Origin of the sequence: Qipengyuania citrea, assembly GCF_024171405.1 — a bacterium.
GTDB classification, from domain to species: Bacteria; Pseudomonadota; Alphaproteobacteria; order Sphingomonadales; family Sphingomonadaceae; genus Qipengyuania; species Qipengyuania profunda.
On sequence record NZ_JALJZT010000002.1, the window covers coordinates 2,029,560 to 2,055,257 of the forward strand.

Annotated in this window: 21 protein-coding genes and 1 tRNA gene; 6 read left to right on the top strand and 16 right to left on the bottom strand. The window is 65.3% G+C overall.

All coding sequences use genetic code 11. From position 1 onward, the window contains the following. Positions 1 to 66 precede the first annotated feature (66 nt). The 4 genes from J2S32_RS10890 to J2S32_RS10905 all read right to left on the bottom strand — a co-directional run bounded on the left by J2S32_RS10890 (position 67) and on the right by J2S32_RS10905 (position 2,256). Positions 67 to 555 (bottom strand): DUF2141 domain-containing protein, encoded by a 489-nt coding sequence (locus J2S32_RS10890; RefSeq protein ID WP_253521153.1) that lies wholly within the window; start codon positions 553 to 555, stop codon positions 67 to 69. Then, complete coding sequence (locus tag J2S32_RS10895) at positions 519 to 1,235, bottom strand: sterol desaturase family protein (protein WP_253523077.1); 717 nt, start codon at positions 1,233 to 1,235, stop codon at positions 519 to 521. Before J2S32_RS10895 ends, J2S32_RS10890 begins: the two co-directional genes overlap by 37 nt. A gap of 49 nt (positions 1,236 to 1,284) precedes the next feature. Continuing rightward, the gene (locus J2S32_RS10900; RefSeq protein ID WP_253521157.1) at positions 1,285 to 1,764 is read right to left on the bottom strand and encodes an MmcB family DNA repair protein; all 480 of its coding nucleotides are present in this window, start codon (positions 1,762 to 1,764) and stop codon (positions 1,285 to 1,287) included. 93 nt (positions 1,765 to 1,857) lie between these two features. Then, the gene (locus tag J2S32_RS10905; RefSeq protein ID WP_253521161.1) at positions 1,858 to 2,256 is read right to left on the bottom strand and encodes a hypothetical protein; all 399 of its coding nucleotides are present in this window, start codon (positions 2,254 to 2,256) and stop codon (positions 1,858 to 1,860) included. Positions 2,257 to 2,385: 129 nt separating this feature from the next. Here J2S32_RS10905 and J2S32_RS10910 point away from each other — a divergent pair. Beyond that, positions 2,386 to 2,462, top strand: a tRNA-Arg gene (locus J2S32_RS10910). A 132-nt stretch (positions 2,463 to 2,594) separates the two neighbouring features. On the opposite strand, the gene J2S32_RS10915 is transcribed toward J2S32_RS10910, so the two are convergent. Together J2S32_RS10915 and J2S32_RS10920 are read right to left on the bottom strand one after the other, a co-directional pair. After that, the gene (locus J2S32_RS10915; RefSeq protein WP_253521163.1) at positions 2,595 to 3,665 is read right to left on the bottom strand and encodes a copper resistance protein B; all 1,071 of its coding nucleotides are present in this window, start codon (positions 3,663 to 3,665) and stop codon (positions 2,595 to 2,597) included. Further along, positions 3,662 to 5,353, bottom strand: coding sequence for a copper resistance system multicopper oxidase (locus J2S32_RS10920; RefSeq protein WP_253521165.1), 1,692 nt, complete (start codon positions 5,351 to 5,353; stop codon positions 3,662 to 3,664). Before J2S32_RS10920 ends, J2S32_RS10915 begins: the two co-directional genes overlap by 4 nt. A gap of 80 nt (positions 5,354 to 5,433) precedes the next feature. On the opposite strand from J2S32_RS10920, the gene J2S32_RS10925 reads away from it, so the two are divergent. Next, positions 5,434 to 5,703 carry a metal-sensitive transcriptional regulator gene (locus tag J2S32_RS10925; RefSeq protein WP_253521168.1) on the top strand — a complete coding sequence of 90 codons (270 nt, stop codon included), beginning with the start codon at positions 5,434 to 5,436 and terminating at the stop codon, positions 5,701 to 5,703. A gap of 144 nt (positions 5,704 to 5,847) precedes the next feature. On the opposite strand, the gene J2S32_RS10930 is transcribed toward J2S32_RS10925, so the two are convergent. The 9 genes from J2S32_RS10930 to J2S32_RS10970 form a co-directional block, all read right to left on the bottom strand. Further along, the gene (locus J2S32_RS10930) at positions 5,848 to 7,146 is read right to left on the bottom strand and encodes a sugar MFS transporter (RefSeq protein ID WP_253521170.1); all 1,299 of its coding nucleotides are present in this window, start codon (positions 7,144 to 7,146) and stop codon (positions 5,848 to 5,850) included. 110 nt (positions 7,147 to 7,256) lie between these two features. After that, positions 7,257 to 9,641, bottom strand: coding sequence for a glycoside hydrolase family 3 protein (locus J2S32_RS10935; protein ID WP_253521172.1), 2,385 nt, complete (start codon positions 9,639 to 9,641; stop codon positions 7,257 to 7,259). Positions 9,642 to 9,719: 78 nt separating this feature from the next. After that, a complete protein-coding gene (locus J2S32_RS10940; RefSeq protein WP_253521174.1) occupies positions 9,720 to 10,919 on the bottom strand; it encodes an MFS transporter in 1,200 nt (399 codons plus the stop codon). Then, positions 10,916 to 11,977: a LacI family DNA-binding transcriptional regulator gene (locus tag J2S32_RS10945; RefSeq protein ID WP_253521178.1), complete on the bottom strand. Its 1,062-nt coding sequence runs from the start codon at positions 11,975 to 11,977 to the stop codon at positions 10,916 to 10,918. Before J2S32_RS10945 ends, J2S32_RS10940 begins: the two co-directional genes overlap by 4 nt. A 65-nt stretch (positions 11,978 to 12,042) precedes the next feature. Then, the gene (locus tag J2S32_RS10950; RefSeq protein WP_253521181.1) at positions 12,043 to 13,545 is read right to left on the bottom strand and encodes a tryptophan halogenase family protein; all 1,503 of its coding nucleotides are present in this window, start codon (positions 13,543 to 13,545) and stop codon (positions 12,043 to 12,045) included. Continuing rightward, the gene (locus J2S32_RS10955) at positions 13,542 to 14,573 is read right to left on the bottom strand and encodes a cupin-like domain-containing protein (protein ID WP_253521183.1); all 1,032 of its coding nucleotides are present in this window, start codon (positions 14,571 to 14,573) and stop codon (positions 13,542 to 13,544) included. The genes J2S32_RS10950 and J2S32_RS10955 overlap by 4 nt, the downstream gene beginning before the upstream one ends. Then, a complete protein-coding gene (locus J2S32_RS10960; RefSeq protein WP_253521185.1) occupies positions 14,566 to 15,285 on the bottom strand; it encodes a SapC family protein in 720 nt (239 codons plus the stop codon). Before J2S32_RS10960 ends, J2S32_RS10955 begins: the two co-directional genes overlap by 8 nt. Before the next feature lie 2 nt (positions 15,286 to 15,287). Further along, a complete protein-coding gene (locus J2S32_RS10965) occupies positions 15,288 to 16,838 on the bottom strand; it encodes a tryptophan halogenase family protein (protein ID WP_253521187.1) in 1,551 nt (516 codons plus the stop codon). A gap of 112 nt (positions 16,839 to 16,950) precedes the next feature. Beyond that, on the bottom strand, positions 16,951 to 19,977 hold the full coding sequence (locus J2S32_RS10970) for a TonB-dependent receptor (protein ID WP_253521189.1): 3,027 nt from the start codon (positions 19,975 to 19,977) through the stop codon (positions 16,951 to 16,953). Positions 19,978 to 20,484: 507 nt separating this feature from the next. Here J2S32_RS10970 and J2S32_RS10975 point away from each other — a divergent pair. Further along, positions 20,485 to 21,522: a diacylglycerol/lipid kinase family protein gene (locus tag J2S32_RS10975; protein ID WP_253521192.1), complete on the top strand. Its 1,038-nt coding sequence runs from the start codon at positions 20,485 to 20,487 to the stop codon at positions 21,520 to 21,522. Beyond that, positions 21,519 to 22,409, top strand: coding sequence for a hypothetical protein (locus J2S32_RS10980; protein ID WP_253521195.1), 891 nt, complete (start codon positions 21,519 to 21,521; stop codon positions 22,407 to 22,409). The genes J2S32_RS10975 and J2S32_RS10980 overlap by 4 nt, the downstream gene beginning before the upstream one ends. Here the strand turns inward: J2S32_RS10980 and J2S32_RS10985 are convergent. Then, positions 22,406 to 22,903 (bottom strand): DUF2141 domain-containing protein, encoded by a 498-nt coding sequence (locus tag J2S32_RS10985; RefSeq protein ID WP_253521197.1) that lies wholly within the window; start codon positions 22,901 to 22,903, stop codon positions 22,406 to 22,408. The genes J2S32_RS10980 and J2S32_RS10985 overlap by 4 nt on opposite strands. 273 nt (positions 22,904 to 23,176) lie before the next feature. On the opposite strand from J2S32_RS10985, the gene rpe reads away from it, so the two are divergent. Beyond that, on the top strand, positions 23,177 to 23,839 hold the full coding sequence (gene rpe / locus J2S32_RS10990) for a ribulose-phosphate 3-epimerase (RefSeq protein WP_253521199.1): 663 nt from the start codon (positions 23,177 to 23,179) through the stop codon (positions 23,837 to 23,839). Continuing rightward, positions 23,836 to 25,698 (top strand): heparinase II/III family protein, encoded by a 1,863-nt coding sequence (locus tag J2S32_RS10995; RefSeq protein WP_253521202.1) that lies wholly within the window; start codon positions 23,836 to 23,838, stop codon positions 25,696 to 25,698. Before rpe ends, J2S32_RS10995 begins: the two co-directional genes overlap by 4 nt.

The following is a 25,698-nucleotide window of genomic DNA, read 5'->3' on the forward strand; positions in this document are numbered from 1 at the left end:
ATGCGGCGCGCGTGGTAAACATATCGTAAAGCGTATTGCCTGCGGATATGACCAGCGCGCAGCGCCTCAAAGCATGTAGCGCATCCGGATGGTGAGCCCGCGATCTTCCGCGCCGATATCGACCGCCGCGTCGGCGAAACTGGGCGGACCCATGCGCACCTTGGCATCGCGCGAGAAGCCGAAGCCTTCACGCGGCATCATGCCCAGCGCGCGGTCGGCCTTGCCATTGGCGTTCTCGTCATGAAGCAGCGCAACGGCGTAGCGCCCCGGTTTGACGTTGGTGAAGGTGAAGGACACGCTGCCATCATGCGCCGGCGCGGTTGCCCCATGCGCCCCGGGCACGCCGCGGCAGCGCGGAAACTGGTCTTCGTCGGTGGTCATGCAGGCGCGCACCACGCCCTTGGCATTGCGCAGTTCGGTCACCGTTACGGTAATCGTCGCGCCGGTTTTGGGCGGCGGCGGTGTCGCGGCTGCCAGCGCTGCACCCAGCGGCAGCAGCGCGAGCGCCGCCCTACGGCTCAGGCGTTGGGGCTGAGCCCGCGATCCGTGCCGCACAAGCGATCCCAGAAGCGGAAATAGAGGCCGTAATTGCATCTGTACTCTTCATGATGACGCTGGTGGTGGCTGGCGGTTATCAGCCAGCCGCCTAACGCCGAGTGAACCAGCCGGCGGGGAAACATCTCCCAGCCCATGTGATTGGTGACGCCCATCACCGTCATCACCAGCAATACCAGGCCGAGCATGGCGACATGGATCGGGATGAGGAAGACCAGTGCGGGGATCACCACCGCTCCGGTAATCGCCTCCCATGGATGGAAGCTCATTGCCGCCCAGGCGGTCGGCGGGCGGCTGGCATGATGGACGGCATGCATCGTGCGAAACCACGCGGGCCGATGCATCAGCCGGTGAGTCCAGTAGAACCATGTGTCATGCGCCAGCAGGAACAGCAGCGGCGCGAGCGGCAGGTACCACAGCGGATAGTCGCTCCACCCGGTATAGATCTGCGTCCAGCCGCGCTCCTGCCACCCCCAGGCGACCACGCCCGCAGGAATGCCGTAAATCGCCGCCGAGGCGAGCGACCAGCCGATTTCCCGGCGGATCTGCGGTCCGAGCCTGGCGTGATATCCGGGCCGCACGCGCTGCGTGACTGCAGCGAAGATCCCGCTCGCGGCGAGATAGCGCAGCGCCACGATCGCAGTCATTGCGAGAACGGAGAGGAGAATGGCGGCCCACATCATCTGCAGACCTTAGTCTGCCGCGGGCCGCGGGGAAACAGGCGAAGTGCTAGTCGGGTGCGCCCCAGGGCGCGCATTGCGGGTCCAGCCCAACGGTCGCGCGGCGCAGTGCAGTACGCGCAAGCCGTTCGACCTCGACCTTGCGGCGCGGGGCGGCCAGCGGGTGGAGCGGCGCAGGGCGGATGATCTCTCCGTCATAGCCATCGGCAACGATGATGCCGCAGCAATCGGGGCGATAGCCTTCGCCTTCCAGCGGGCTGCGATCGAGCCCCGGCGGCACGCCCCAGTAGAAGCGGTCGCAATAGTCGAGATAGTCGGGCCACTTCCCGTCACTCAGCAAATCGCCGCGCTGGACCTTGATCTCGACGATGACCACGCGGCCTTTCGGATCGATACCCATCAGGTCCGCCCGCCGGCCGTTCCGCAGCGGCATCTCCGCGAGGCACCAGATGTCGTTACGCGCAAAAAGTCGGGCAATGCCGCGTGCGACAACTGCCGCCGTTTCCGCTGTGGTTACCGAATCCGTCATGCCCTCGAACTGGAACAGAGAGCGAACATGGTCAAGGGGCTATGTGCTGAACCGGCTATCCGGGCAGAGCAGTCGATACTGGGGTCGGAGCGTTCAGCCAGCGTCGATGAGGTCGAGGATAGCCGTCCGCGCGGTGTGGAACTCGCGCCACAGCGTCAGCGCGGCAGCCGTCGTATCCTGGCCCTGCGCCGTAAGCGACAGAAGCGCGCGTAAACCGGGCTGCATCACGGCGGCGAGGTCTTCGATCCCGTGTGCCACCATTTCATAGTGCCAGCCACCCTGCTCGGCCGCGCGGTGCGGCAGCTGCTCGATTTCGGGTGTCAGCGACTCGCGCCCGAGCTGGGCCAGATTGCCCACTGCAGCAGCCGCCTCGTGCACCGCTTCCCACTGGGCGGCGAGAATGCCGATATTGGGCGCCGCACGCGGTCCCGTGTCGGCGGGCGGCAGCATGGTGGCGTGGGCCAGGTCGAATTCGTGGGGCATCGCGCTCATGACCGTGGAAGGTACGAAGCCAGTCTTGCGAAAAGCCTAACGCGCGCATCGCGAACAACGCGTTCGTTTTAAGGCTGGCGAGCGCGACCGCGCTTTGCTAAGCGCCCCGCTCGCCGAAAGGCATCGGAAGCACCCGTAGCTCAGCTGGATAGAGCGCTGCCCTCCGAAGGCAGAGGCCACAGGTTCGAATCCTGTCGGGTGCACCATTCGCGGCCGGTTCCTCTTGGGACAACCTCACCGTGACACAACTGCCATCCTGATCTGACCTCCGCCCAGAATTGTCGTGGGCTCGAGACGTGAGTCTCTCTTCCAAAGACGTTGAGGACCGGCATGGGTGGCTAGAACCATGCCCGCAGCCCGATGAGGGCCTTCACACCATCCGGGTCTCGTCCATTCGCCCGAGCAATGTCGGCGGTCTCGCCCAGCTTAGCTTCGTATTCGATCCCGATATAGGGCGCGAATTCGCGCAGGATCTCGTATCGCAGGCGTAGCCCCGGCTCGATCGCGGTAATCCCGGAGCCGATTTCGCGCTCCGGAATGTCCTGCGCTGCAAAACCCGCCTCGATGCGCGGTTGCAGGATCAGGCGCTGAGTGATCTTCTGGTCATATTCGGCCTCGACCCGCGCGGTCAGATCGCCGCGGTCCGACAGGAACAGCGCCCCGTCGAGATGGACCATGTAGGGCGCGAGGCCCTGCAGACCGACCACGAGATGCGTGAGGCTGCCGGGCTCGAAGTCGAGCCGCACGCCCACCTGCAGATCGAAGAACGGGTCGATCGCGCGGCTGTAGAGCGCCTGAATTTCGGCATCCTCCAATGCGCCGCCGAATTCACCCTCGCCTTCGGTCTTGAGCACGAAGCGATTGATGTCGCCGCCATACCAGGCTTGTGCATCCCACACATAGCCGTCTTCGCCGCCATCGGTTGCAATCCGCGCTTCCAGCCGCTCGACCAGGATCGTTCCGGTGGTCATGCCGCCGTTTTCGCGTGCCAGTTGCGTGCGTGCGGGGGCCATTGCGTCGCGGCCCCAGACTGCATCGGCAGCATATCGCGGTCCTTCCAGTGCGCGGGGCGGGGTCGCATCTTCGGATGCAGCCCCGGGTGCGGCCTTGTCCGTCATCGCTGCGTGCGATCCATGGTCCATGCCCGCCATGGGCGCCTCGTCATCGGCGCGCTCGTTCGGCGGGCATTGTCCAGGTGGAAGATGCCCCATCGCGCAATGATCGATCTCGGGTTCCGGCGAGGGTTCCTGCTCAATCTTGGGCGGGCATTTTTCGGGTGGCAGGTGGCCCATCGCACAGTGATCCATCTCGGACTGCGCGGCAGGCTTCTTGCCGTGCGCCGAATGGTCCTGCGCCGCCAACGGAGTAGCCGCCACCATCGCCCCGGCAAGCACTGCAACGCGCATCATGACGTGGCTCCCTCGGGGAATGGCCGCACTGTCACCACTTGCATCATTCCTGCGTGCATGTGGTAGAGCAGGTGGCAGTGGAAGGCCCAGTCGCCCGGCTCGTTCGCGGTCAGGTCGAAGGTCGCGGTGCCGCCGGGCTGGACGATGACCGTGTGCTTCAATGGCTGGTGCATATGGTCTGCGCCATTGACCAGCTCGAAGAAATGGCCGTGCAGGTGGATCGGGTGCGCCATCATGGTCTGGTTGACCAGTTTCACCCGGACCCGCTCGTCATAGCCAAAGCGGATCGGGTCGTCGGTGACGGCGGTGAATCTCTTGCCGTCGAACGACCACATGTAGCGTTCCATATTGCCGGTAAGATGGATTTCCATCTCGCGGTCTATGCTGCGATGCGGGTTCAACCGCCTGGCCTTGAGATCGGTGTAGCGCAGCACGCGGTGGCCGACCCCGTCGAGGCCGAGGCCGGGGGAATCCATGCGGTCCATCGGCATCGGTGCGATCATGTCCACGCCCGGCCCGACCTCGACATCGCCCGGCACGAGCGACTTGTCCCGCATCGAGTGGTCCATGCCTTGCCTTCCGTTCATTCCGGAATGGTCCATCATGCCCATATCGGCCATCGTCAGCGTCGGGATTTCCCGCAGCGGAGGCGCGGTGGCGATATGACCCTGGTGGCTCGTCAGGCTGGCGATCCCCATCCCGCTGCGGTCCATCGCCTCGGCCACGATCGCGTGGCTCCCGTCCGGCGGGGTCACGATCACATCATAGGTCTCGGCGACGCCGATCTGGAATTCGTCCACCTGCACTGCGTCCACATCCTGCCCGTCGGCTGCGATGACGGTCATCGGCACACCGGGAATTCGAACGTTGAAGAAGGTCATCGCCGATCCGTTGATGACCCGCAGGCGCACGCGCTCGCCCGCGCGAAAGGCCAGTTGCAGGTCATCCTGCAGACCGTGCCCGTTGATCAGGAAGGTGTAGGCAGTGCCCGTCACATCGGAAATGTCGCGCGGGTTCATCCGCATCTGCCCCCACATGCGCCGCATCTCGCCGGGCATGTCGCCCTCGGTCGCGGTCTGCATCTGGCGCTGGAAGTAATGCTCGCCCACCTTCAGCTTGCGCATGATCTCGTGCGGATGCAGCGGCGTGAACTCGGACAGCAACACTACATAGTCGCGGTCGTAGCGCCGGTCGGGCGTGGCACTCTCGATGATGATCGGGCCGTAATGCCCCGCCTGTTCCTGCAGGCCCGAGTGCGAGTGCCACCAGTAGGTGCCGCTCTGGCGGATCGGGAATTCGTAGGTGAAGGTCTCGCCCGGCTTGATGCCGGGGAAGCTGACGCCGGGCACCCCGTCGAACTGGAACGGCACGAGCAGGCCGTGCCAGTGGATCGAGCTGTCTTCGTCCAGATTGTTCGTCACATGCAGCCGCGCGGTCTGGCCTTGGCGCAGGCGGACCAGTGGCCCCGGCACGGTGCCGTTTACGGCGAAGGCGTGGCCCGAGCGGCCGCCAGTGGTGAAATGATGGTTGCCGATGGCAAGCGCGATGTCCTCGCCCGCCACTTCGCCGAAGCCGTTGCGCGCGTGCGTCAGCGACGCGCCGCGTGCCCAGGCGGGCATCGGAAGCGCGCTGGCAGCAGCCAGGGCAGCGGTGCTGCGGATTAGATGTCGTCGGGAAAGCGAGGGCATTGGGGGGCCTTGTAAAAGATTGATCCGTCGATGCCGGCTATATATACCCCCATGGGGTATGACAATCGGACACTTGGGCCATGGCTGACGCAAAGACCGCAAAAATCAATCGGCTGAACCGGATCGCGGGGCAGGTGCGCGGCCTCGCGCAGATGATCGAGGATGACCGTTACTGCATGGATATTCTCCATCAGCTGCAGGCGGTAAAATCTGCGCTCGCCAAGGTGGAAACGCAGATCCTGAAGGATCATGCCGCCTGCTGCGTAGCCGAAGCCATCGCCAGCGGCGACGAGGCCGACCAGCGCGAAAAGTTCGAGGAACTGGTGGACCTGTTCGCCAAGCGGCGTTGACCGTCACGCCGCGTCTCGGGTGGGCGCGGACGAATCTTCTGACGGCGGTCACCTTGCGACCGGGTTCGGAGCGCCTATTGCATCTGCCCGGGATGGACGCCCAGGCCGATGTCGTGCCCTCAAGCCATTCCCGACCGCCAAGTCCTAGCTGGCGGGCTTCCTCGCAAAGACGCCAAACCCGGCGATGATTGCGTAGCAGATGATCGGGATGATCATCGCGACGGCCAGATCCCCGCCCGTAGCATCGGCCACGACCCCGTAGATGAGGGGAACGATAGCGCCGCCGCAGATCGCCACGTTGATGATGCCCGAACCGTCTGCTGCGCGCGGGCCCAGTTTTTCGCAGGCGAGCGAGAAGATCGTCGGGAACATGATCGAGTTCATCAGACCCACGGCGAGCAAGCTGTAAGCGGCGATGGAACCGCTGCTGGTGGTCGAGATCACGATCAACGCGATTGCGCCAGCGGCGTTGAAGGCAAGGATCTTGCCCGGGCTGAACAGGCGCAGGAACACCGATCCGATGAACCGGCCGATCATCGCGCCGCCCCAATACAGGCCGATCATCCAACCGATCACGCTCTCGGGCTGACCCAGCACGCGTTCTCCGGACAGGTAATTGATGATTACCGAGCCGATCGACACTTCGGCGCCGACGTAAAGGAAGATGCACAGCGCGCCATAGCCGAAGCGGCCGCGCTTCAGCAGGTCGAGCCCGGCGAGCCCTTCGGAGGCTTCGTGCGTTTCGCCCTGCAGGCGGTTGCGGAACAGCCAGACCGCGAGAGCGACCAGCGCAATCAGCGCTGCCAGGCCGAGATAGCCTTGCCAGATCGCCTCGCTTTCCGCCTGGCGATAGGCCTGGAGGTCGGCGCCGGACAATTGGTCGGCGCTGATCGTGGCCAGGCTGCCAAGGATGAGCGCCGCCCCGACGATCGGGAAAATGGTGGTGCCGAGCGAATTGAACGCCTGCGCAAAGGTCAGCCGGCTGTGCGTGGTGCTTGGCGGGCCGAGCAGGCTGATCAGCGGGTTCGCGACGACCTGGACGATCACCACACCGCTGGCGAGGACGAACAGCGCGAACAGGAAGATCGCATAGGTCGCCGTCTGGCTGGCCGGGATGAACAGCAGGCAGCCCGCCATCATGGTGAGCAGGCCCGCGACCGCGCCGCGCATGTAGCCGATCTTCTTGACCAGTTTCGCGCCCGGTATGCCGATGATCGCATAGGCGGCGAAGAAGCAGAACTGGACCAGCATCGCTTCGGTCCAGTTGAGCGTGAACAGTTCCTTCAGCTTGGGGATGATCACGTCGTTGAGTGACGTGATGCCGCCGAAGATGAAGAACAGGCCGAATACGAAATACTGCAGGCCCGGTGCGTCGACCGGGGGCCTGTCGTCCTCGATCGAAGCGGGAATTGCGCTCTTTGCGGCGTCGGGTGCCAATGCCATGTCAGTTGTCCTCCCAAGACCCGGTGCGACCCTGTGGGGCCCGGTTTGTATTCTATGGCTCCCGGTGTCAGGCGCGTGCTGCCTCACGCCGGGAGTTTGAACCACCCTGCTCAGAACGAACAGTCGGTCCCGTCTGCAAATTCCTCGCGCACGATGGTCCCGATGCTCAGCGCGAAAGCGCCCTGCGATGCGAAGGTCAGCGTCGGGCCGAGATCGGCCACACAGGCGCCGGTGATGATCATCTCCCGCCAGCTCTTGCCCGCTGCGACTGCCAGCTGCTGCGTGATGTCGAGCGGTTCGCCCGAACCGACCGCGAGCGTGACGGGGGCCTGCGGCCGGTCGGTGACGGCGTAGAGGATGCGGTAGCCGTAGCCGCTGTTGCCGCCGCCCTGCGACAGTTCGAGCGTGGCGCCCGGCGCGAAAATTACGCTGCGCGCGTCTTCCTGGGCAGTGCGATCAAGGCCCATGGCGGTGATCCCGCCCGCTTCGCCGCGCAGATTGTCGAGCTTACCGCTCGCGGTATTGGCCAGCACGCCGTCGGCGAGGCGGCCGTTGACATACCAGTCGAGCGCGGGCCCCTGTTCGAGCGGAGCGCAATTCTCGTCGAGCTTGCGCAGCGGCGCGGTGTCCGCCAGCGGCCGGCCGTAGCCGACCGGGAAAAGCGCGCCTTCGGGGCCGTTGAGCGGGCCATAATCGCAGCGTTCGGGCCAGCTGAAGCCGAGTTTGCCCGTGGCCGGCACCGCGCCGGTCAGTACATCGGCAACCCCTGCGCCTTCGCTGCCCGGAAGCCAGCTGGCGACAAAGGCGTCGGCCAGGTTGAGTTCGCGGTTCATCCACATCGGGCGCCCGGACAGGAACACGGCGACCGTGGGTACGCCTTCGGCCGCGAACTTGCGAAGCAGGCCGAGCCCCTCTTCGTCGGAAAAGCCGAGGTGTTTCCGATCGCCGGCGAATTCCGCATAGGGTTCTTCGCCGAAGACCACGATCGCCACGTCGGGCTTGGCAGAATAGGTGCCATCGACCGACAGCGTGGCGCTGCCGCCGCGCGCTTCGGCAGCGCCCTTGAGCCCCTGCCAGATCGAGGTTGCACCGGGGAAATGTTCTGCGTTCGCGAGTTCAAGCCCGCCCTGCCAGGTGAGCGTCCATCCGCCCGAGGCCTGCGCGATGCTGTCGGCCGCGCTCCCGGCGACGAGGATGTCGGCGCCTTCGGCCAGCGGCAGCACGCCGTCGTTCTTCAGCAGGACCAGCGATTTGGCGACCGCTTCGCGGGCGATTGCGCGATGCTCGGGCGAACCCAGCAAATGGTATTCGCCGGCATGGGGCCGGGCCGACGGCTGGACGAAGTCGTCCAGCAGGCCAGCGCGCAACTTGACGCGAAGGATACGGCTGACCGCTTCGTCGAGGACCGGCACCGGGATGGTGCCGTCCCGGACCTGGGCGATCAGCGTATCGTACAGGCCCTTCCAGTCGTCAGGCACCATGTAGATGTCGAGCCCGGCGAGCAGCGATTGGGGGCAATCGGCATTGGTGCAGCCGGCAACCTGGCCATGGCCGTTCCAGTCGCCAACCACGAGCCCGTCGAACCCCAGCTCGCCGCGCAGGACATCGGTAAGCAGCATCTTGTTGCCATGCATCTTGACGCCGTTGATCGAATTGAAGCTGGCCATGATCGCTTCGACGCCCGCATCGATCGTCGCGGGGTAGGGCGCGGCGTGGATCGCCTTCAGCGCTTCGATGTCCCCGGTGACCTCGCCCTGGTCGACCCCCTGGTCGGTCCCGCCATCGCCAAAGAAATGCTTGGCGGTGGCAATGACGTGCCCGGCGCCGAGACGGTCGGCTTCGCCCTTGCGCCCCTGCAGACCTTCGACAAGCGCTGCGCCAAGGGGGGCGACGATGGCGGGATCTTCGGAATAGCTTTCATAGGTCCGGCCCCAGCGGTCGTCGCGGGCGACGGCGACGGTGGGCGAGAAATTCCAGTCGATTCCGGTCACCTCGATCTCGACGGCGGTCGCTTCGCCGATCCGGCGAACGAGATCGGGATCGCGCGCCGCGCCCAGGCCGATGTTGTGCGGAAAGATGGTCGCCCGCACGACATTGGTGTGGCCGTGGACCGCATCGGTGCCCCACATGGTCGGGATGACGGGTTCTCCGCCTGCGAGCGGCTCTACCGAGGCGAGATACATTTCATCGGCATGGCGCAGCCATTGCGAGGCTGGGGCGAATTCATCGCCATAGGGGCCGCGGTTTCCGCCATTGAGATAGCTGCCGAAGCGATAGCGGCGCATGTCTGCCGCAGTGAAGGACCCGATCTGCGGCTGGATCAGCTGCGCGACCTTGCGCTCGAGGCTCATCCGCGCGACGAGATCGGCAATGCGCGCATCTTCATCGGCGACGGGCGCGGTTTGCGCCGGCGGTGCGCTCGCGGCAGGGGCGGGAACCGTGGTGCATCCCGCCAGCCCGACTGCGGCAGCCGCCGCTAGTAAAAACGTTCTCATTCCAGCCATCCCTCCCGCTCCCTTGTTCAAATGAGAACGTTATCAATCGGGCTGGGGTGCCACGCGTATCCGGTAAAATCAAGCGGCGTTTTCACCGCGCAGCCTGGTTGCCAGCAGGAGCGTTGCCAGCGCGGCGAGCCCGGCAAGAACCCAGAAGAGCCCGCTGAAACCGAACACCGGGACCATGGCCAGCGTCAGCCATGGCATGATCAGGCTGGGCACCGTGTTGGTGAGGTTGAAAAAGCCGAGATCGCGGCCGCGCCGTGCAGGTTTGGGAAGAAACCTCAGCGTCTGGCTGGAATGCAGCGCCAGGAATACGCTGGTCGACAAGCCGAAGACGACATAGCCGAAAAGCGCCCCGGCAAGCCCTCCTGACAGGGCCATGATGGCAAGACCGATGCTGCCGATCCCCGAACCCAGCACCAGCGGCAGGATCGGACGGCTGCGGATATCGGACCAGCGGCCGGCAAGCAGGGCCAGCGGCACCGACAGGCCGAGCACGAGCGCGAAGATCCGCGCAGTGTCACTATCGCCGAAATCCGGCTCGATCCCCGATATCCACACCAGCAGATAGGCGAACATGGTCGCTTCGGCGATCTGGACGAGCAGCCGGGCGAGCCACATCCGGGCGACCATGTCGCGGGCCGCCCGGCGATGCCCATGCGGGCTTGCCGGCTTGTCCGCTATCAGATGCGGCATCGCCCGCGGACGGCCGAACACCACCACCGGCAGCACCATCACCACGACCAGTCCCGCGACGAGGCCAAGGCGCAGGTCCGGTCCGGCCAGCCCCGGGATGGTCACGAAGGCCCCCGACAGCGCACCCAGCGTCGGCGCGAAGGCCAGCAGGCCGCCGAGAAAGCCTTTCTGATTGTCGGGCACGACATCCCCGGCCCAGGCCGCCAGCGGCGCGAGCATCATGTTCACCGCCAATTGCCACGCGACGATCGCGATCAGCAGCTGGGTCCGGTCCTGCGCAAGGGGCACGCACAGCAACAGCAGGCTCGACGAGAGCATCCCGGCGACGATCCACGGTTTGCGCCGCCGCGTCACATCGCTCAGCCAGCCGAAGCCGATATTGGCACAACTCGCGGCAATCGCCCCGGCGAAGGCGGCGTAAGCCAGCAGATCGATCGTGCCCGCGCTGGCCATGTCGCTGGCCCTGAGGGGAAGCAGCAGGGTGAGGAATGGAACGTAGGATACCGCGCCGCCGGCTACCGCGAGCGCATAAAGCCACAGGAATCGGCGCGATTGGGTTATGCCCGCGTCCCGGCTCAAGTGCGGGAACGCGTGGGCGCGCGGGCCGTGGAGGCACGGACGATCAGCTCGCCTTCGATTACCACCGGCGCCTGGGGCGCGCCATGTTTCTTGAAATCGATCAGCAATTCGACCGCCCGTGCGGCAGTGCGCGCAATCGGCTGGTCGACGGCAGTGAGCGACGGCGTGGCGAAGCGCACGATGGGTGTGTTGTCGAAACTGACGATCGACAGATCGCGCGGGACGTGGAGGCCGCGTTCCTTGGCCACATCGAGCGCTGCCAGAGCCATTTGGTCGCTGCTGGCGATGATCGCCGTCGGGGGATTTTCGCGGTCGAGCAAAGCCTGCGCTGCGGCAAGCCCGCTTTCGAAGCCGAAATCGCCCTGTTCGAGCAGGTCTTCGCAATCGAGCTCGGCATTCCCCATCGCTTCGCGCCAGCCATCGGTGCGCCAGCCCGCCAGGCTGTATTCGTCCGGCCCCGCGATAAAGCCGATGCGCATGTGCCCCAGTTCGATAAGGTGGTCGGTGGCTTTGCCCGCGAGCAGCTCGTCGCCCATGGTCATGGCGATACCCGGACCGTCCTCCTTCGAGCCGATGCGCGCAAACGGAATGCCGTTTTCGGCCAGCAATCCGGTAATCTGCGGATTTTCCGAATGCGGCGGTGTGACGATGACGCCGTCGGGCTGCAAAGCCGCGATCGCCGCGCCGAGTTCGCGCTCCACATGGTCGCTATGCGTATCGATCAGTTCGAAGATCATCCGGTAGCCGCGTTCGGCGGCGGTCAGCATGCCGCCGAGCAGCATCTGGTCGACCCAGTCGCGGCCATCGCGGGCTCGCCAATCGGCAATCGTGCGGTCGCGGTCGTTGATCGCCAGGATCAGGTAGGACCGCGATCCGCTCATCCGCTGCGCCGCGATCGAGGGGACATATCCCAGCTTGTCGATGCTCGCCTGAACGCGCTCCTTCATGGCCGGGCGTACGTTCGGTTCCTTGTTGATGACGCGGCTGACCGTCTGCAGGGAAACCCCCGCATCGGCTGCGACGTGCTTGATGGTCACTGACTGGCGCCGCCGGCCCATGGAATAGCTAACCCCCCGAAACTCAGACCGTGCTAATACGAACCGGCCGGGCATTGAACCCCGGTCTAGGCTGCCTGGGCGGTTTTTGCCCCGCAGTATTGCGCGACATAGGCATGGTGGTCGGGCAGGTTCGCAACCGTGCGGGCCACTTTCTCGCGCAGCGTCTGGAGGAAATGCGCCAGCTCTTCGTCGGTCATCTTCTTGGCGACCGGGTGGAAGGCGCGCGGCATGATCCCCTGACCCAGCATGACCTGGATCCAGCTGTTCTCGACGAACAGTTCCTCGTTCTTGCGGAACACGCGCCCGGTTTCGCGGAACAGTTCGATCTTCTGGGTCAGACTGTCGGGAATATCCATCGTCGCGCACTGACGCCAGAACGGGCTGTCGCGCCGCTCGGTGGCCTTGTAGTGCAGGATCAGGAAGTCGCGGACCTGGATCATGTCGGTCAGCTGCTGGTCGTTGAATTCGGCAATGTCGCGCTCGCTCACATCGCCTGCCGGCATCATCCGCAACAGCCGGATGACCGCCCGCTGGATCAGGTGGATGCTCGTCGATTCGAGCGGTTCCAGGAAGCCGGACGACAGGCCGATGGCAATGCAGTTGCGGTGCCATTGCTTGCGCCGTGCGCCGGTGGTGAAGGGGATTGCGCGCGGTTCGCTGATCGGCTTGCCGTCGAGCGTCGACATCAGGCGATCATGCGCGGCGTCCTGCGACAGGTAGCGGCTGCAATAGACAATGCCGTTTCCGCCCCGGTGCTGCAGCGGAATGCGCCATTGCCATCCCGCATCATGCGCGATCGCGCGGGTGTAGGGCACCGGGGGGCCGGCCAGTTCGGTCTGCACCGCGATCGCGCTGTCGCAGGGCAGATAATGCGACCAGTCGTCATAGCCGACATGCAGCGCGCCTTCGATCAGCAACGCGCGGAACCCGGTGCAATCGACGAACAGATCGCCTTCGAGGCGAGTCCCGTCCTCCAGGCCGATCGCCGCGATATTACCCGTCTCGCCATCGATATCGACCTTGCCAATCTTGCCCTCGACGCGCTTCGCCCCGGCCTGTTCGGCGATGCGGCGCAGATAGGCGGCATATGCGGTCGCGTTCAGGTGATAGGCGTAGTTGAGGCCGTTTTCGGGCAGATGGGCGAATTTCTTGGCGTAGGCGGCGACAAGCTCGAGGCAATATTCGTCGTAACTGACCGTATGGCCGCGTTCGCGCCCTTCGGCCCAGAAATGCTGGAAGCCGGCCGACCAGTGGTCGCGCCCGGTGTTGCCGAAAGAATGGAAGTATTTCTCGCCGTCGCGTTTCCAGTTCTCGAATTCGATGCCGAGTTTGAAGGTGGCCTGCGTTTCCCGCATGAAATCGGCCTCGCTTATGCCGATCAGGCGGTTGAACAGCACCAGCGGAGGGATGGTAGCCTCGCCGACCCCGACGGTGCCGATGGCATCGCTTTCGACCAGCGTCAGATCGATCGCATCGCCCATGGTGTGGGCGATGGCCGCGGCAGCCATCCAGCCCGCGGTGCCGCCGCCGGCCACGACGATGCGCCGGGGTTTGAAATCGCTTCTCATCGGTTCAGTGTCCTCAGCAGGAAGGTGCGAATGCGGCTGGCGGTTTCGGCGGTAAGCGGCGCGAGTATGCCGCGCGCCGGTTCGGGAATATGCTCGGCCACCTCGGGCGGGTTCTCGAACACGTAGTGATCGAACAGCTGCCGCCAGAAGGCCCGCTCCTCCTGCGGCAGATCGCGCAGCGCCCATATCGCGTGGTTGAGCGCGTCCTGGGGCTGCCCCAGAAAACCCGGCGTGTCGCGCCACCAGTAATTCACCAGGACATTGAAGACCTCCAGCCCTTCGACATGGTGCCACCACATCGACGGGATGTAGATCGCATCGCCCGGCTCGAGTTCGGCGATCCGGGCATGCGCCAGCGCCTCGGCGAAACGGGGGAATGCTGCCAGGTCCGGATCGTGGAAGTCGACCAGACTGACCGCGCGGCCCGCGGGCGTGTTTTCCAGCGGACCGATATAGAGATTGCGGAACTGTTCGGGCGGGAACACCGTGAAGCGCCGCCGGCCGACGGCGCAGCAGGCGAGATTGCGCGGAAAATCATTATGCGCCGCGACGCGCGTATCCGTGCCGATCCAGATGCTTTCGCGCGGACCGCGGTCGCGGACCGGGGAGGGGTTTTCATCGGCCAGGCCGTCGAAGAACAGCTTCATATCGACCGAGGTGAGGTAGATTGCCGGCGCGTCCGCGCGGCCTTCATTGTCGTCGAAGCCGCGGAAGATATCCGCCAGTTTCCCGCGCGCCTGGCGGAAATTCATGGCGAAATCGTCTTCGTAGAACAGCCGGCCGTCGCGCCCCGGCTGGCCGATCGTCACTTCGAACGGCACGGGATGCGCCTTGTCCAGCAGGTAGGACCGGGCCGCGCGGGGCGAATCGCGGCCAGCCGCAACCAGTGGCCAGTCGTTCACCAGGCCGCGCACCACGAATGGCGCGCTGGCCTCGTCGAGCAGCGCCGAAAGCGCGGCAAAATCCGCAGCCTCGCGCACTTCGACCGGTTTCATCTGCGCGAAGATCGAAGGATCGGCTTCAGCCACGGGCCTCCCGCCTGTTCTTGCGCTCGACCAGCTCGCTAAGGTTCGACAGCGACGCCACCGCCATGAAGATCGGCATCAGGTGGCCGTCGGCGTGAAGCGCGCCAAGCGCATCGCCGTCGAGTTGCTGCAGCTTGTCTTCATTGATCATGTGGAAGCCGACGAGCGTGTTCTTGGCGCCATTCGCCAGCGTAACCTCGAAGCTGAACGGTTCGAGCAATTCGTACCGTTCGAGCGCCGCGATAAACGCGGCGCTGTCTTCATAGCCGACATGCAAATCGCCCAGCTGCGCCGAGATCTGTTCCACGTAAGGCGTCGGCCGGCCGAGTTCGTCGAACAGCCGTATGCCTTCGCCATCGGCCGAAATGCGCGGGTGATCCATATCGATATGGACGGTGGGCTCGTGGCTTTCATCTACCGGGCGCCCGACGAGGAACGGCTGGATCGCCATCGACAGCGGCCGATAGGCGGCATCCCATTCGCTGCCTTCGAGAAACAGGTTTTCGCCGTTCTCGAACCCGAGCAGGGCAAGCGCATTGAACCGCCCGCCATCGTTATCTCGCCGAAAGACGATCGGGTAATGGACTTGGACTTGCCGGAATTCATTCGGAACGACGAGCGCGGCCATGGCGGCATCGCCGAACTGCGCGCCAGCACCGGTATGCACGCGCAGCGCGGCATGGTCCGAATTGTTGAGGGTTTGGTGATTGCTCATGGTCAGGCGATTGCTCCCTGCGCGCCGCGGTCGGCCTCGGCCGCGCGCAATGTATCGAGATAGGTTCGGTTGGACGGCAGCGCAGCGGCGAGCGCGCGGCTGCGTTCGGACACTTCGGCAAGCCGGCGCAGCGCATCGGGTTCGGGCGCCGGCCGCGCGGCGCTGGGCAGGGGAAAGCCCATTCCGTACAGGACATATTGCTGGCTGAAGGCGGAAAAGATCTCGTCCACCTGGGGGAAGTCCGCCGCGGAAGGCGGGTGATCGCGCCAGAGTTCGAGTTGGCCTGCGAGCGTCTCCGGGATCGTGGCTGGATCGCGCTGCGCCTGCCAATAGGGTTCGCCGCGCTTGCTGAGCACGTAGTGCAGCTTGAGGAAGTCAACGATCCGGTCCCAGCGATAGCGGAACAGGGCGTTGAACCGGTCCGCCAGCCTCGGCAGCGCCGAGCGGCTGTGCGGATAGGCATCGGCAAGCGCTTTGAGCGACAATTCGATCAGCACGATGGCCGATGCTTCGAGCGGTTCGATGAAACCGGCGGACAGGCCTACGGCAAGACAGTTGCCGCGCCAGAACTGTTCGCGATGGCCGGTCGCAAACTGCAGCTTCCGCGGCGCGAGTGCCCCCGGATCGGCGCCCGGCACCTTGGCCGTGATATAGTCTGCGAGGATCGCCTCGGCGTCTTCGTCGGACAGGAAGCGCGAGGAATACACGCAGCCGATACCGCGGCGCGTGGGCAGGCCGATATCCCACAGCCAGCCCGCCTTGTGCGCGGTGCCAACCGTCTGCGATGCGATGGCGCTGCCGGGCGCGACGGGAACCTGCATGGCCAGCGCGCGATCGTTGAACGACACATCCGACCGGTCGCGCCATCCAACGCCAAGCTCATCGCCGATCAGCCGGGCTGCCATGCCGGTGCAGTCGATAAAGAAATCGCCTTCCACCGTATCGCCGCCGCGCAGCAGGAGTTTGGCAAGGAGGCCGTCTTCGCCGCGTTCGACGCCGGTTACATGGGCGCGAACGTGCTTCACGCCCAGATGGGCAGTACCATGCTCGGCAAGCAGCGCCCCCAGCTTGCCTGCATCGAGATGGTAGCCGTAATTGAGCGCGCCCGTAAAAGCCGGCATGGCACGCTGGCGCGGCGCCAGGTCGCGATCGCAAACCGCGATCTGCGGCGTGACGGCCCCGGCAAAGGAAGCCGCCTTCCCCTGCTGCGCGGACCAGGCGGAAAGGATGCCCGCCATCGGCGCGGAAGCGGGCGGGGTGAAGGGATGATAATAGCTGTCATCGGCCGACCCATCCACCCAGCCATCGAACCGCGATCCCTGCTTGAACGACGCATCGCAAGCGCTGAGGAAACGGGCTTCGTCGATCCCGATCGTCGCGAGCGTCTCGCGCAGTGTCGGCCAGCTGCCTTCACCGATGCCGATGGTCGGGATATCGGGCGCCTCGACGAGTGTCACGTCGAGCTCGGGCCGCCGTGCCGCCAGCAGGCACGCGGATAGCCAGCCGGCCGTGCCCCCGCCCACGATCACCAATCTGTTGAACTCGGACCTCATCGATCGGACGTCCATACCCTCTCATCACGCAGGATACAAAACGAGCCGCACTGCGCGGGCAGTGCGGCTCGCTTGCCCGAATATCGGCCGGACCTGCGGGTCCGGATTGCAGTTACCAGGTAAAGCGGACGCCGCCGGCATAGCGGGCATAGCCCGGGGCGGCGAAGTACACTGCCTGGTCGGCACGCATGTGGCCCTTGCGGTCCGCATTGGTCACATTGATGCCCTCGGCGAAGACCGAGATGCCGTTGGCGAATTCGTAGCTCGCGCTGACATCGAACTGGCCGTACTCCTCGGTGAAGAACGGATCGGTCCCGAAGCCCGACAGGAACTCGTCGCGCCAGTTGTAGGCGACACGCGCCTGGAACCCGCCCTTGTCGTAGTAGAGCACTGCATTGGCACTGTCGCTTACGCCGGTCACCGCGAACTGCGGCTCGGGGTCGAAGCCCGGACGCAGCAGCTCGTATTCGGTGTTCGAATTCACGATCGTGTAGTTCAGGATAACGCCGAAGCCGCTGTCCCAGAAGCTGTGGGTGATCGCGAATTCCCAACCGGAAAGAGTCGCGCTCTGGTCACTGTTGCCCGGCTGGCTGATGTTGAAGATCAGCAATGGATCGCCGGGCTGGGCAAGGATGCCGACCGGCATGCCGCCCGCATCATAGTCGACGGCGTCCGGATAGTTGGCAACGACGTAGTCGAGGATCGAAGCGCCCGGATTGGCCGCGTCCGGAGCGAAGGGCGCATTGCTTCCCTGCCGCGCAACGGCCTCCCGGAAGATCGCGCCAGCGCTGGGATCGCGCAGGTCGAATGCCGAGGACTGACGGATCGAGTTGCCGATGAAGTTCGACACCTTCTTGTTGAAGTAGCCGACCGAGAGGTAACTGGCCGGGGCGTAGTACCACTCGGCCGACAGGTCGATGTTCTTCGACTTGTAGGGAAGCAGGCCCGGGTTGCCCGAGAAGCCGGTGCTGCCGCCACTGACGCGCGCCGGCGAATTGACCGTGAGACCACCGTCGAGGTTGTTGTAGGCCGGACGGGTGATGGTGTGGCTGTACGATGCGCGCAGCACCACGTCCTGGATCGGCGTCATGTCGAAATCGATCGCCGGGAGCCAGTTGTCGTAGCTGCCCTTGAGCGTCGTGAAGACCGTATCCGACGGGTTTGAATCGACAATCGCAATCTCGTTGAACGATACGAGCGATGCGCCGTCCGGCGACGGCACGAGGGCCGAACTCGAGACGTCGGTCGCCTCGTAGCGCAGGCCGAGGCGCAAATGAGCCTCGTCGGCCAGAATATCGAAGGCATGGATGGTCTGGAGGTAGGGGGCGATCGTACGCTCATTGAGCAGGCGGTCGACAGTATACTCGGCCAGACAGCCCTCTCCGGTCGGGGTCCCGACCCAGGGAGTCGTACAGACGCCGATCTCGCGGTCCAGCAGGTCGATCAGCGAGACCGTGTCAACCTTGAAGTAGTTCGGAATGACCGCCGGATCTTCCGATCCTTCCATGCCTGCAAGGTCGTCCGGCAGGTCCTGCAGCGAGTACAGGCCGTCGGGCGTATCTTCTGCGCTCAGCGTGCCGCCCCAGCTATCGGTCTGAAGGAAGCCGTAGGCCGAACGAACCTTGTTGTCGGTATAGGTTACCCCGAAATCGAGGCTTTCGATAAAGCCGTCGTCGAAGTCCTTGCCGCCCGACAGGCGCACTTCGTTGATCCGGTCCTTCATGTAGGCCGTACGGAAGGCGTTGCCGGAAGGCCGGATGTTCGACGCGTCGATTTCGGAACCCGGATACATCTGCACGGAGATGACCGGCATGTCGCTGGTGAAGTCGATGCGCTGATTCTGGACACCGAAGATTGCGCTGCCAACCGCGATGTTGCTGCCGAAGGGCGAGGTCGGTTCGGATTCCGCAGTCGAATGGTGCGCGTCGAGTTCGAAGCGCCATCCGCTCGGGTGGTTCCATTGCAGGTTTCCGCCCAGCGAGTGGTTGGTGTTGCGGTTGGCGGCAACGGCGCCGGTAATCGCGAGGTCCTTGCCCGGGCCGAAGTCCTCGGCGTAGAAGTTCGGGCCGGCCACCGGGCCATCGGTCCAACTGCTGGCGGTCGCGCCGTGGTTGAACCAGACCCCGATGCTGTTGGTTTCCGCATCGATGGTGTTCTGCGAAAAGGTGTAGTCGACGGTTGCGGTAAACTGGTCGGACGGGCTGAACTGCAGCACCGCCTGACCATTGATACGCTCCCGGTCGATATTGGTGAAATCGTAACCGGCGTTCTGCGGCGTCTGGTAGATATCGTCCGGACCCGGGCGGTTTTCCACCCCGCCGGTCGTCGGCAGCGAACCCCAGCTCGAGGAATCGCTGCCCAGATAACCTTCGCGCCAGCCCGCGTTGAACTGGGCGAGCGACGCCTTGCGGCGCTGGTACGAACCGCTCAGCAGGATGCCGAAGGTGTCGTCGGCAAAGGTCTTGCTGATGACACCCGATATCTCGGGTGTGATTTCGGTATCTTCGAACGTGTGGTCGAGAACACCTTTGACGCCGATCGAACCCTGGAAGCCGGGCCGATCGAGCGGACGCGGGGTTTTCACATTGATGACCGAGCCGATGCCGCCGGAGGGAAGTGTCGCACGCCCCGACTTGTAGACTTCGACGCCCGCAATGCCTTCCGAGGCAAGGTTGGCGAAATCGAATGAGCGCGACGCAGGCGCTTCGCAGCATGAGCCAAGGCCCGACGCCGGCATCTGGCGGCCGTTGAGGAGTACGAGGTTGAAGTCCGGCCCGAAGCCGCGAACGGTGACCTTCGAGCCTTCGCCGCTTTCGCGATCGATCGACACGCCGGTAATGCGCTGCAACGATTCGGCGAGATTGGTGTCAGGGAACTTGCCGATGTCCTCGGCACTGATGGCATCGACCACACCGACCGCATCGCGCTTGATGTTCATCGCGTCCTGGAGGCTGGCCCGGATGCCCGAAACGATAATGACGTTGCCGCCATCGTCAGCCGCGACTTCCTGCGCAGTCTCGGAAGGCTGAGCACCTGTCCCGACGTCCTGTGCAGCGGCAGTCGATGCCGCCGCCCCCAGCGTCAGGACCGACGCGCCTGCCATGAAACGCGCGAGTGATTGTTTGTTGCCGAACTTCATTTTCCCTCCCTCTCCTGCGAAGCGCCGTCAGCGCGCGCAGGCTTCCTGATTTTGATCGAGGATATATATGTTAACGTTCACTTGGTCAATCGCGGCTGGAATTGGCTGGTCACAAAAATGCATGAGTGCGGCGAAAATGTTGCAGTTGGCGCATGTCATCCGGGTGGCGCCGCCGACCACGGCTTTACGAGCGTAGGAAGATTGGGCCCCGCTCCCCCGAGATCGTTTGGGCCCTGGCGAAGACTGCATGCGTCGGGGCGGCAATCTCCAGGTCCGAGCCGATAAGTGGATGCGGCGGAGTGCGTTACGGCGCAGTCCCCTCTCGGCCCCAACGGCGCCAACAAGGGCTTGCCGTAGCGTTGCGGCGTGGTTCAGCGCGGCGCCATAATTGCCCGGGCAAGTGTAGCCTTTTGCGCACGTGCGGCCAAGAATCGGGTGCACCACTATTACAATTTGGCGAAAATACCCTAGGTAGGCGCCGCAGGGGGCGATTAAGGCACAAGGTTGATGGACCGGGTAATCTACAACTTCGACAGCCTGCCCCAGCGGCACGGCTTGGCGTCGGCCCCCAAGCGCCGTTCGATTTACCGTGCCCGCCGTACGCCGGAGCCGCGTGTGGGGATCATCTATAATCCGCGCAGCCATCGCAACCACGGGCAGGATCTTGCCTGCAGCGGTGCGGACAGCATCATGGTCGCGCAGCCGCGCACGCGGGACGAGATCGCCCATGCCCTTGCCGGGTTTGCGCGCGACGGAATCGATTTTCTCGTGATCAATGGCGGTGACGGCACCGTGCGCGATGTGCTCACGATGGGCCAGACTGTATTTGCCGATCGCTGGCCCGCGATCGCGGTGCTGCCCAAGGGCAAGACCAATGCGCTCAACGTCGACCTTGGCGCGCCGGCCGATTGGTCGCTCGAAGGCGCACTTGCGGCTTATGCCTCGGGCCGGCAGATCATCCGCCGCCCGCTTGCGGTCAGCCGCGAGGATCACGACGATCCAGCCATGCTCGGCTTCATTTTTGGCGCGGGCGCTTTCACGCTCGGGATCGAGGCGGGACAGGATGCGCATTCGCTGGGCTTCTTCAACAGCCTCGCCGTGGGCGCGACCAGCGCCTGGGGCGTGATCCAGGGTCTGTTCGGTAGCAATCGCAACAAATGGCGCCGCGGCACGCCGATGCAGCTCACCTACCTCCCTTCGGGCAAGCCCGTCCCGCGCTCGGCGCATGGCGATCCTGCACGGCGTAGCGTGCTGCTCGCCTCGACGCTCGAACGCATGCCGATGGGTATCGAGCTGTTCGGCATGCCGCGAGCGGGCCTCAAGTTCGCTCTGCTCGACCATCCGCTGCGGGGCCTGTTGGCCGCGCTGCCCGTCATCCTGATGGGCTGGAGACCGCGCTGGCTGGCCAAGGCGGGGCTCCACCAGCTCGAGGCCGATGCGCTGGCAATCGACGTGGCCGAACCGGTGATTCTCGATGGCGAGGCCTTCCCCCCGGGGCGCTATCGCGTCGCACAGGGGCCGGAACTCACCTTCATCAGCGCGTGAGCGGCGCGCTCGCGCAGCGCATCGCAAGCGCACTCGACCGCCCGGTGCGGGACGAGGTGGCTGCCTTCGCGCGCCGGTTAGGCGAGGACGCCGGGGCGCTGGCAGTGCTGTTTTACGGTTCCAATCTGCGGACCGGCTCGCTCGAGGGCGTGCTAGATTTCTATGTCCTGCTGCCCGGCCCCCAGCGCGAGAAAATCTGGCCGCGCGTCAGCTACCGCGAATGGGACCATGCGGGCGAACGGCTGCGCGCCAAGATCGCGACGATGTCGCTGGCGCAGTTCGACAGCGCCGCGCGCGGGGAATCGCGCGATACGACGATCTGGGCGCGCTTTGTCCAGCCCTCGGCATTGGTCTGGTCAGCAGACGATGATGCGCGGGGGCGAGTGTTGGCGGCACTGGGTGGAGCGGCGACGACTGCAGGCCGCCTGGCGGCTGCTGTCGGACCCGAAGAAGGGGCGGCGGAGGCCTATTGGCGCGCGCTGTTCCGCGCGACCTACCAGGCCGAGTTCCGCGTCGAGAAACCCGGGCGGGAAAACTCCATCCTCGAGGTCAATGCGGCGCATTTCGATGGGCTGTTGCCGCTGGCGTGGGATGCGGCGAAGATCGCCTTTTCGCGCGACGGTGCGACCTTGCGGCCGAATCTGTCCGAAGACCGCCGCCGCCGCATCCTCGCGTGGTGGCGGCTTCGCGCGCGCCTGGGCAAGCCACTCAATTTGCTGCGGCTGGCCAAGGCGACCGCCACTTTCGACGGGGCAGCGGACTATGCCGCGTGGAAGCTCCACCGCCACACGGGCATATTGCTGGAGGTCACGCCATTCCGGGCCAAGCATCCGCTGCTTGCCGCTCCTGGTGCGTTGCTCGAGCTATGGCGCAAGCGCCGCGCCTAGCGGTAGCGCATCCGGATCGAGATGCTTTCGACGCCCGAACCGACCTCGAAAGCCGTCTTCTTGTAGCTCGGTTTGCCGAGGTTGAAGAGGTTAATGCTGGGATTGTTCGACATTGCCCCGCCATCGGCGAAAATGTCGGTGCTGCCATTGCCATTGATGTCGTGGCGCACCGCGATCGCATAGGTCCCGGGGCGCGGCAGCGGCATGCAGAAGGACATCGACCCCGCCTTCGCGGGCGCTTCCATGCGGTAGATCCACTTGCCCTTCTCGAGCCAGTCTTCCTTCGTCCCGCGATAGCTCTGCACGCGGATGGTGCCCTTGCTTTCCTTGATGTCGGTAATGGTCACGCGCACGGCCGGGCCGGCGCCGGCAGCGCATTTGGCGGCGTCATTGGTGATTTTCTGGCGGTATTGCGCCTCGGCCGGGGCGGGGGCGGCGAGTGTCGCAAAGGCAAGCGCCGCGATACCGGCGGTGGCGAAAGTCGTCCGTTTCATAAAGGTAATCCGTCTTCAACTGGGTCGATGCGGCGCCGCGGCGCCGGGTGTGAAGGGCCTGTCGCCCCTCGTTATGGCCTGCTGTTTACCAGACCGCGCTGAATTACGGCTGAATTTCGCACCCGCAGGATGCCCGTAAGCCAATCCCGGGCCGATCCAGGCGCGAGCAAATGCACGGCCCATGTGGAAAAGGCCCTCCCGCTCGCTTGTTAACCCTCGTTTCGCGCGCGTAGGGCTGGCCAAGCTCACCCGCGACCAAGGCCCCCAGCCCGCATGACCATTCCGCTTATCTCGCCTTCGATCCTGTCCGCCGACTTCGCTGCGCTGGGTGAGGAAGTACGTGCCATCGATGCCGCCGGGGCCGACTGGATCCATGTCGATGTGATGGACGGGCACTACGTACCCAACATTACCATCGGCCCGGCGGTGGTGAAGGCGCTGCGGCTGCATACCGACAAGCCGTTCGACGTCCATCTGATGATCGAGCCGATCGATCCCTATCTCGAAGCCTTCGCCGAAGCCGGAGCGGACATCATCACTGTCCACCCCGAGGCCGGGCCGCATATCCACCGCACGCTGCAGGCGATCACCGCGCTGGGCAAGAAAGCCGGTGTGGTGCTCAACCCGGGCACCAGCCTCGACGCGCTCGACTATATCCTCGAGGACGTCGATCTGGTGCTGGTGATGAGCGTCAATCCCGGTTTCGGCGGGCAGAGCTTTATCCATTCGCAGCTGCGCAAGGTCGAGGCGATCCGTGAGCGGATCGAGAAGCTGGGCAAGCCGATCCACCTCGAGGTCGATGGCGGGGTCAATGCCGAGACCGCGCGGCTGTGCATCGATGCGGGCGCCGATGTGCTGGTCGCGGGTTCGGCCACCTTCAAGGGCGGGCCCGGGAAGTATGCGGCCAATATCGCGGCGCTGAAGGGGCAGGCGTGAACCACGGCGCGCGCACTCTTCTGCGCGAGGATCGCGGCGCCCCCGACGACAGTGCAGCACCTGCGCTGCCCCTCACCGGCAAGGCCGAACCGCTGGTCGACCGCGGCCCGCCCGCCAGGCCCGACGCGGTTCCGCTCGAACCGGCGCGTGCGCTGGTACTCACCGATTTCCAGCCGCCGCGCGCGGGCCCCGTCGATAGCCTCGTGCGCTGGGCCTATCGGCTCGGCGTGCCCAATTCGGTGCTTGCGGCACCGCTGCGCAAGCCTGCCGCGCCGCGCTTGCTCGCCACCGTGGTCAGCCCGCTGCAGGGCGAACGCGCCGCGGGCATGGCTTTGCGCGCCGGCCAGTTCCTCGTCCACGGGCTCAAGGTGCCGGTCGACAAGCTCGATTTCGCCAGTAATGCGCCGCTGACCCCGCCCGTCCAACGCGCGGTGCAGGGCTTTGGCTGGCTGCGCGATCTGGGCGCCTGTGCCCCGCGCGAGGAATGCGCTGCGATCGGCGAGAAACTGCTCGCACGCTGGCTCAAGGCCAATCCAGTCCCCGCCAAGGGCCCCGCCTGGACGGTCGAACATGCCGGGCTGCGGCTGCTTGCATGGCTGGTTCATGCGCCCTTGCTGCTCGGCGGCGATGCACGGCTGCGCGCCCGCGCGCTCGGGGCGATGGAAGCGACGGCGCGCTTTCTCGACCGGCACGTGGCCGGGGCCGAGGACCGCCTGGGCCAAGTCGCCGGCTGGTGCGCGCTGGTTGCGGCCGGACTGCTGCTACCCGATGGCCGCCCGCGCCGCCTGTTCGGCGAAGCGGGGCTGCTGCGCGCCCTGGGCGAATTGGTCGCCGAAGATGGCGGTGTGCTCTCGCGCAGTCCGCTGGCGCAGGCCGAGGCGATCGCGCTGCTGATCGATCTGCGCGCCTGCTACGCCGCGGTAAACCGCGAACCGCCGCCCGCGCTGGAAACCATGCTCGGTCTGCTTGTCCCGCCATTGCTGACGCTGAGGATGGGCGACCGGGGTCTGGGCAGCTGGCAGGGGGCGGGTGCGACCTCCGCCGCCCGGGTCGATGCATTGATAACGGCGAGCGGGATTCGCGCGCGTCCGGGCAAGGAAAGCCGCCACTGGGGCTACCAGCGCGTCGATGCGGGCAAGGCCACGCTGGTGCTCGACGCCGCGCCGCCGCCACGCGCCCGCCACGCGCGCTATGGCTGCGCCTCCACGCTGGCCTTCGAACTGTCGCATGGCGACCAGCGCATCATCGTCAATTGCGGCGGTGCGGAACTGGCGGGCGGGCTGGTGCCCGTGCGGATCGAGCAGGGACTGCGCGGCAGCGCGGCGCATTCGACGCTGGTGCTCGACGACGCCAATTCGACCGCTGTCCTGATCAAGGGGCAGATCGGCAAGGGTGTCGAGGAAGTCGATATTGCGCGCACCGCGGTCAAGCAGAAGGGGCGCGATGCCGCGCGGCTGGAGGCTTCGCACAATGGTTATGCGGCGCGTTATGGCCTGATCCACCGGCGGACGCTGCTGCTGGGCGCCGATGGTAGCGGGCTGTCGGGTGAAGACGTGCTCGAACCCTCCGGGCGGCAGGGCAAGCGCGGCAAGATCAGCTTCGCGATCCGTTTCCATCTCGGCCACGGCATCGAGGCCGGGCTGGCGGACGACCGCCGCGGTGCGGGGCTTGCGCTGCCCGACGGTAGCTACTGGCAATTCCGCCTCGGAGGCGATAGCGGCGAGGCGCATATCGCGATCGAGGACAGCCTCTGGGTCGACGGGCAGGGCCGCCCGCGCGCCACCAAGCAGCTTGTCGTCGAAGGACTGACATCGCGCAGCGGGGGACGCTTCCCCTGGCTGCTCAAACGCATGGGGTGA

What these genes read in the sequence shown, in the direction of transcription:
- J2S32_RS10930 (WP_253521170.1), bottom strand. Translation starts at nt 7,146, where the DNA reads ATGGCATTGGCACCCGACGCCGCAAAGAGCGCAATTCCCGCTTCGATC.
- J2S32_RS10960 (WP_253521185.1), bottom strand. Translation starts at nt 15,285, where the DNA reads ATGAGCAATCACCAAACCCTCAACAATTCGGACCATGCCGCGCTGCGC.
- J2S32_RS10965 (WP_253521187.1), bottom strand. Translation starts at nt 16,838, where the DNA reads ATGAGGTCCGAGTTCAACAGATTGGTGATCGTGGGCGGGGGCACGGCC.
- rpe (WP_253521199.1), top strand. Translation starts at nt 23,177, where the DNA reads ATGACCATTCCGCTTATCTCGCCTTCGATCCTGTCCGCCGACTTCGCT.
- J2S32_RS10900 (WP_253521157.1), bottom strand. Translation starts at nt 1,764, where the DNA reads ATGACGGATTCGGTAACCACAGCGGAAACGGCGGCAGTTGTCGCACGC.
- J2S32_RS10975 (WP_253521192.1), top strand. Translation starts at nt 20,485, where the DNA reads ATGGACCGGGTAATCTACAACTTCGACAGCCTGCCCCAGCGGCACGGC.
- J2S32_RS10920 (WP_253521165.1), bottom strand. Translation starts at nt 5,353, where the DNA reads ATGCCCTCGCTTTCCCGACGACATCTAATCCGCAGCACCGCTGCCCTG.
- J2S32_RS10945 (WP_253521178.1), bottom strand. Translation starts at nt 11,977, where the DNA reads ATGGGCCGGCGGCGCCAGTCAGTGACCATCAAGCACGTCGCAGCCGAT.
- J2S32_RS10970 (WP_253521189.1), bottom strand. Translation starts at nt 19,977, where the DNA reads ATGAAGTTCGGCAACAAACAATCACTCGCGCGTTTCATGGCAGGCGCG.
- J2S32_RS10895 (WP_253523077.1), bottom strand. Translation starts at nt 1,235, where the DNA reads ATGTGGGCCGCCATTCTCCTCTCCGTTCTCGCAATGACTGCGATCGTG.
- J2S32_RS10950 (WP_253521181.1), bottom strand. Translation starts at nt 13,545, where the DNA reads ATGAGAAGCGATTTCAAACCCCGGCGCATCGTCGTGGCCGGCGGCGGC.
- J2S32_RS10915 (WP_253521163.1), bottom strand. Translation starts at nt 3,665, where the DNA reads ATGATGCGCGTTGCAGTGCTTGCCGGGGCGATGGTGGCGGCTACTCCG.
- J2S32_RS10985 (WP_253521197.1), bottom strand. Translation starts at nt 22,903, where the DNA reads ATGAAACGGACGACTTTCGCCACCGCCGGTATCGCGGCGCTTGCCTTT.
- J2S32_RS10925 (WP_253521168.1), top strand. Translation starts at nt 5,434, where the DNA reads ATGGCTGACGCAAAGACCGCAAAAATCAATCGGCTGAACCGGATCGCG.
- J2S32_RS10935 (WP_253521172.1), bottom strand. Translation starts at nt 9,641, where the DNA reads ATGAGAACGTTTTTACTAGCGGCGGCTGCCGCAGTCGGGCTGGCGGGA.
- J2S32_RS10905 (WP_253521161.1), bottom strand. Translation starts at nt 2,256, where the DNA reads ATGAGCGCGATGCCCCACGAATTCGACCTGGCCCACGCCACCATGCTG.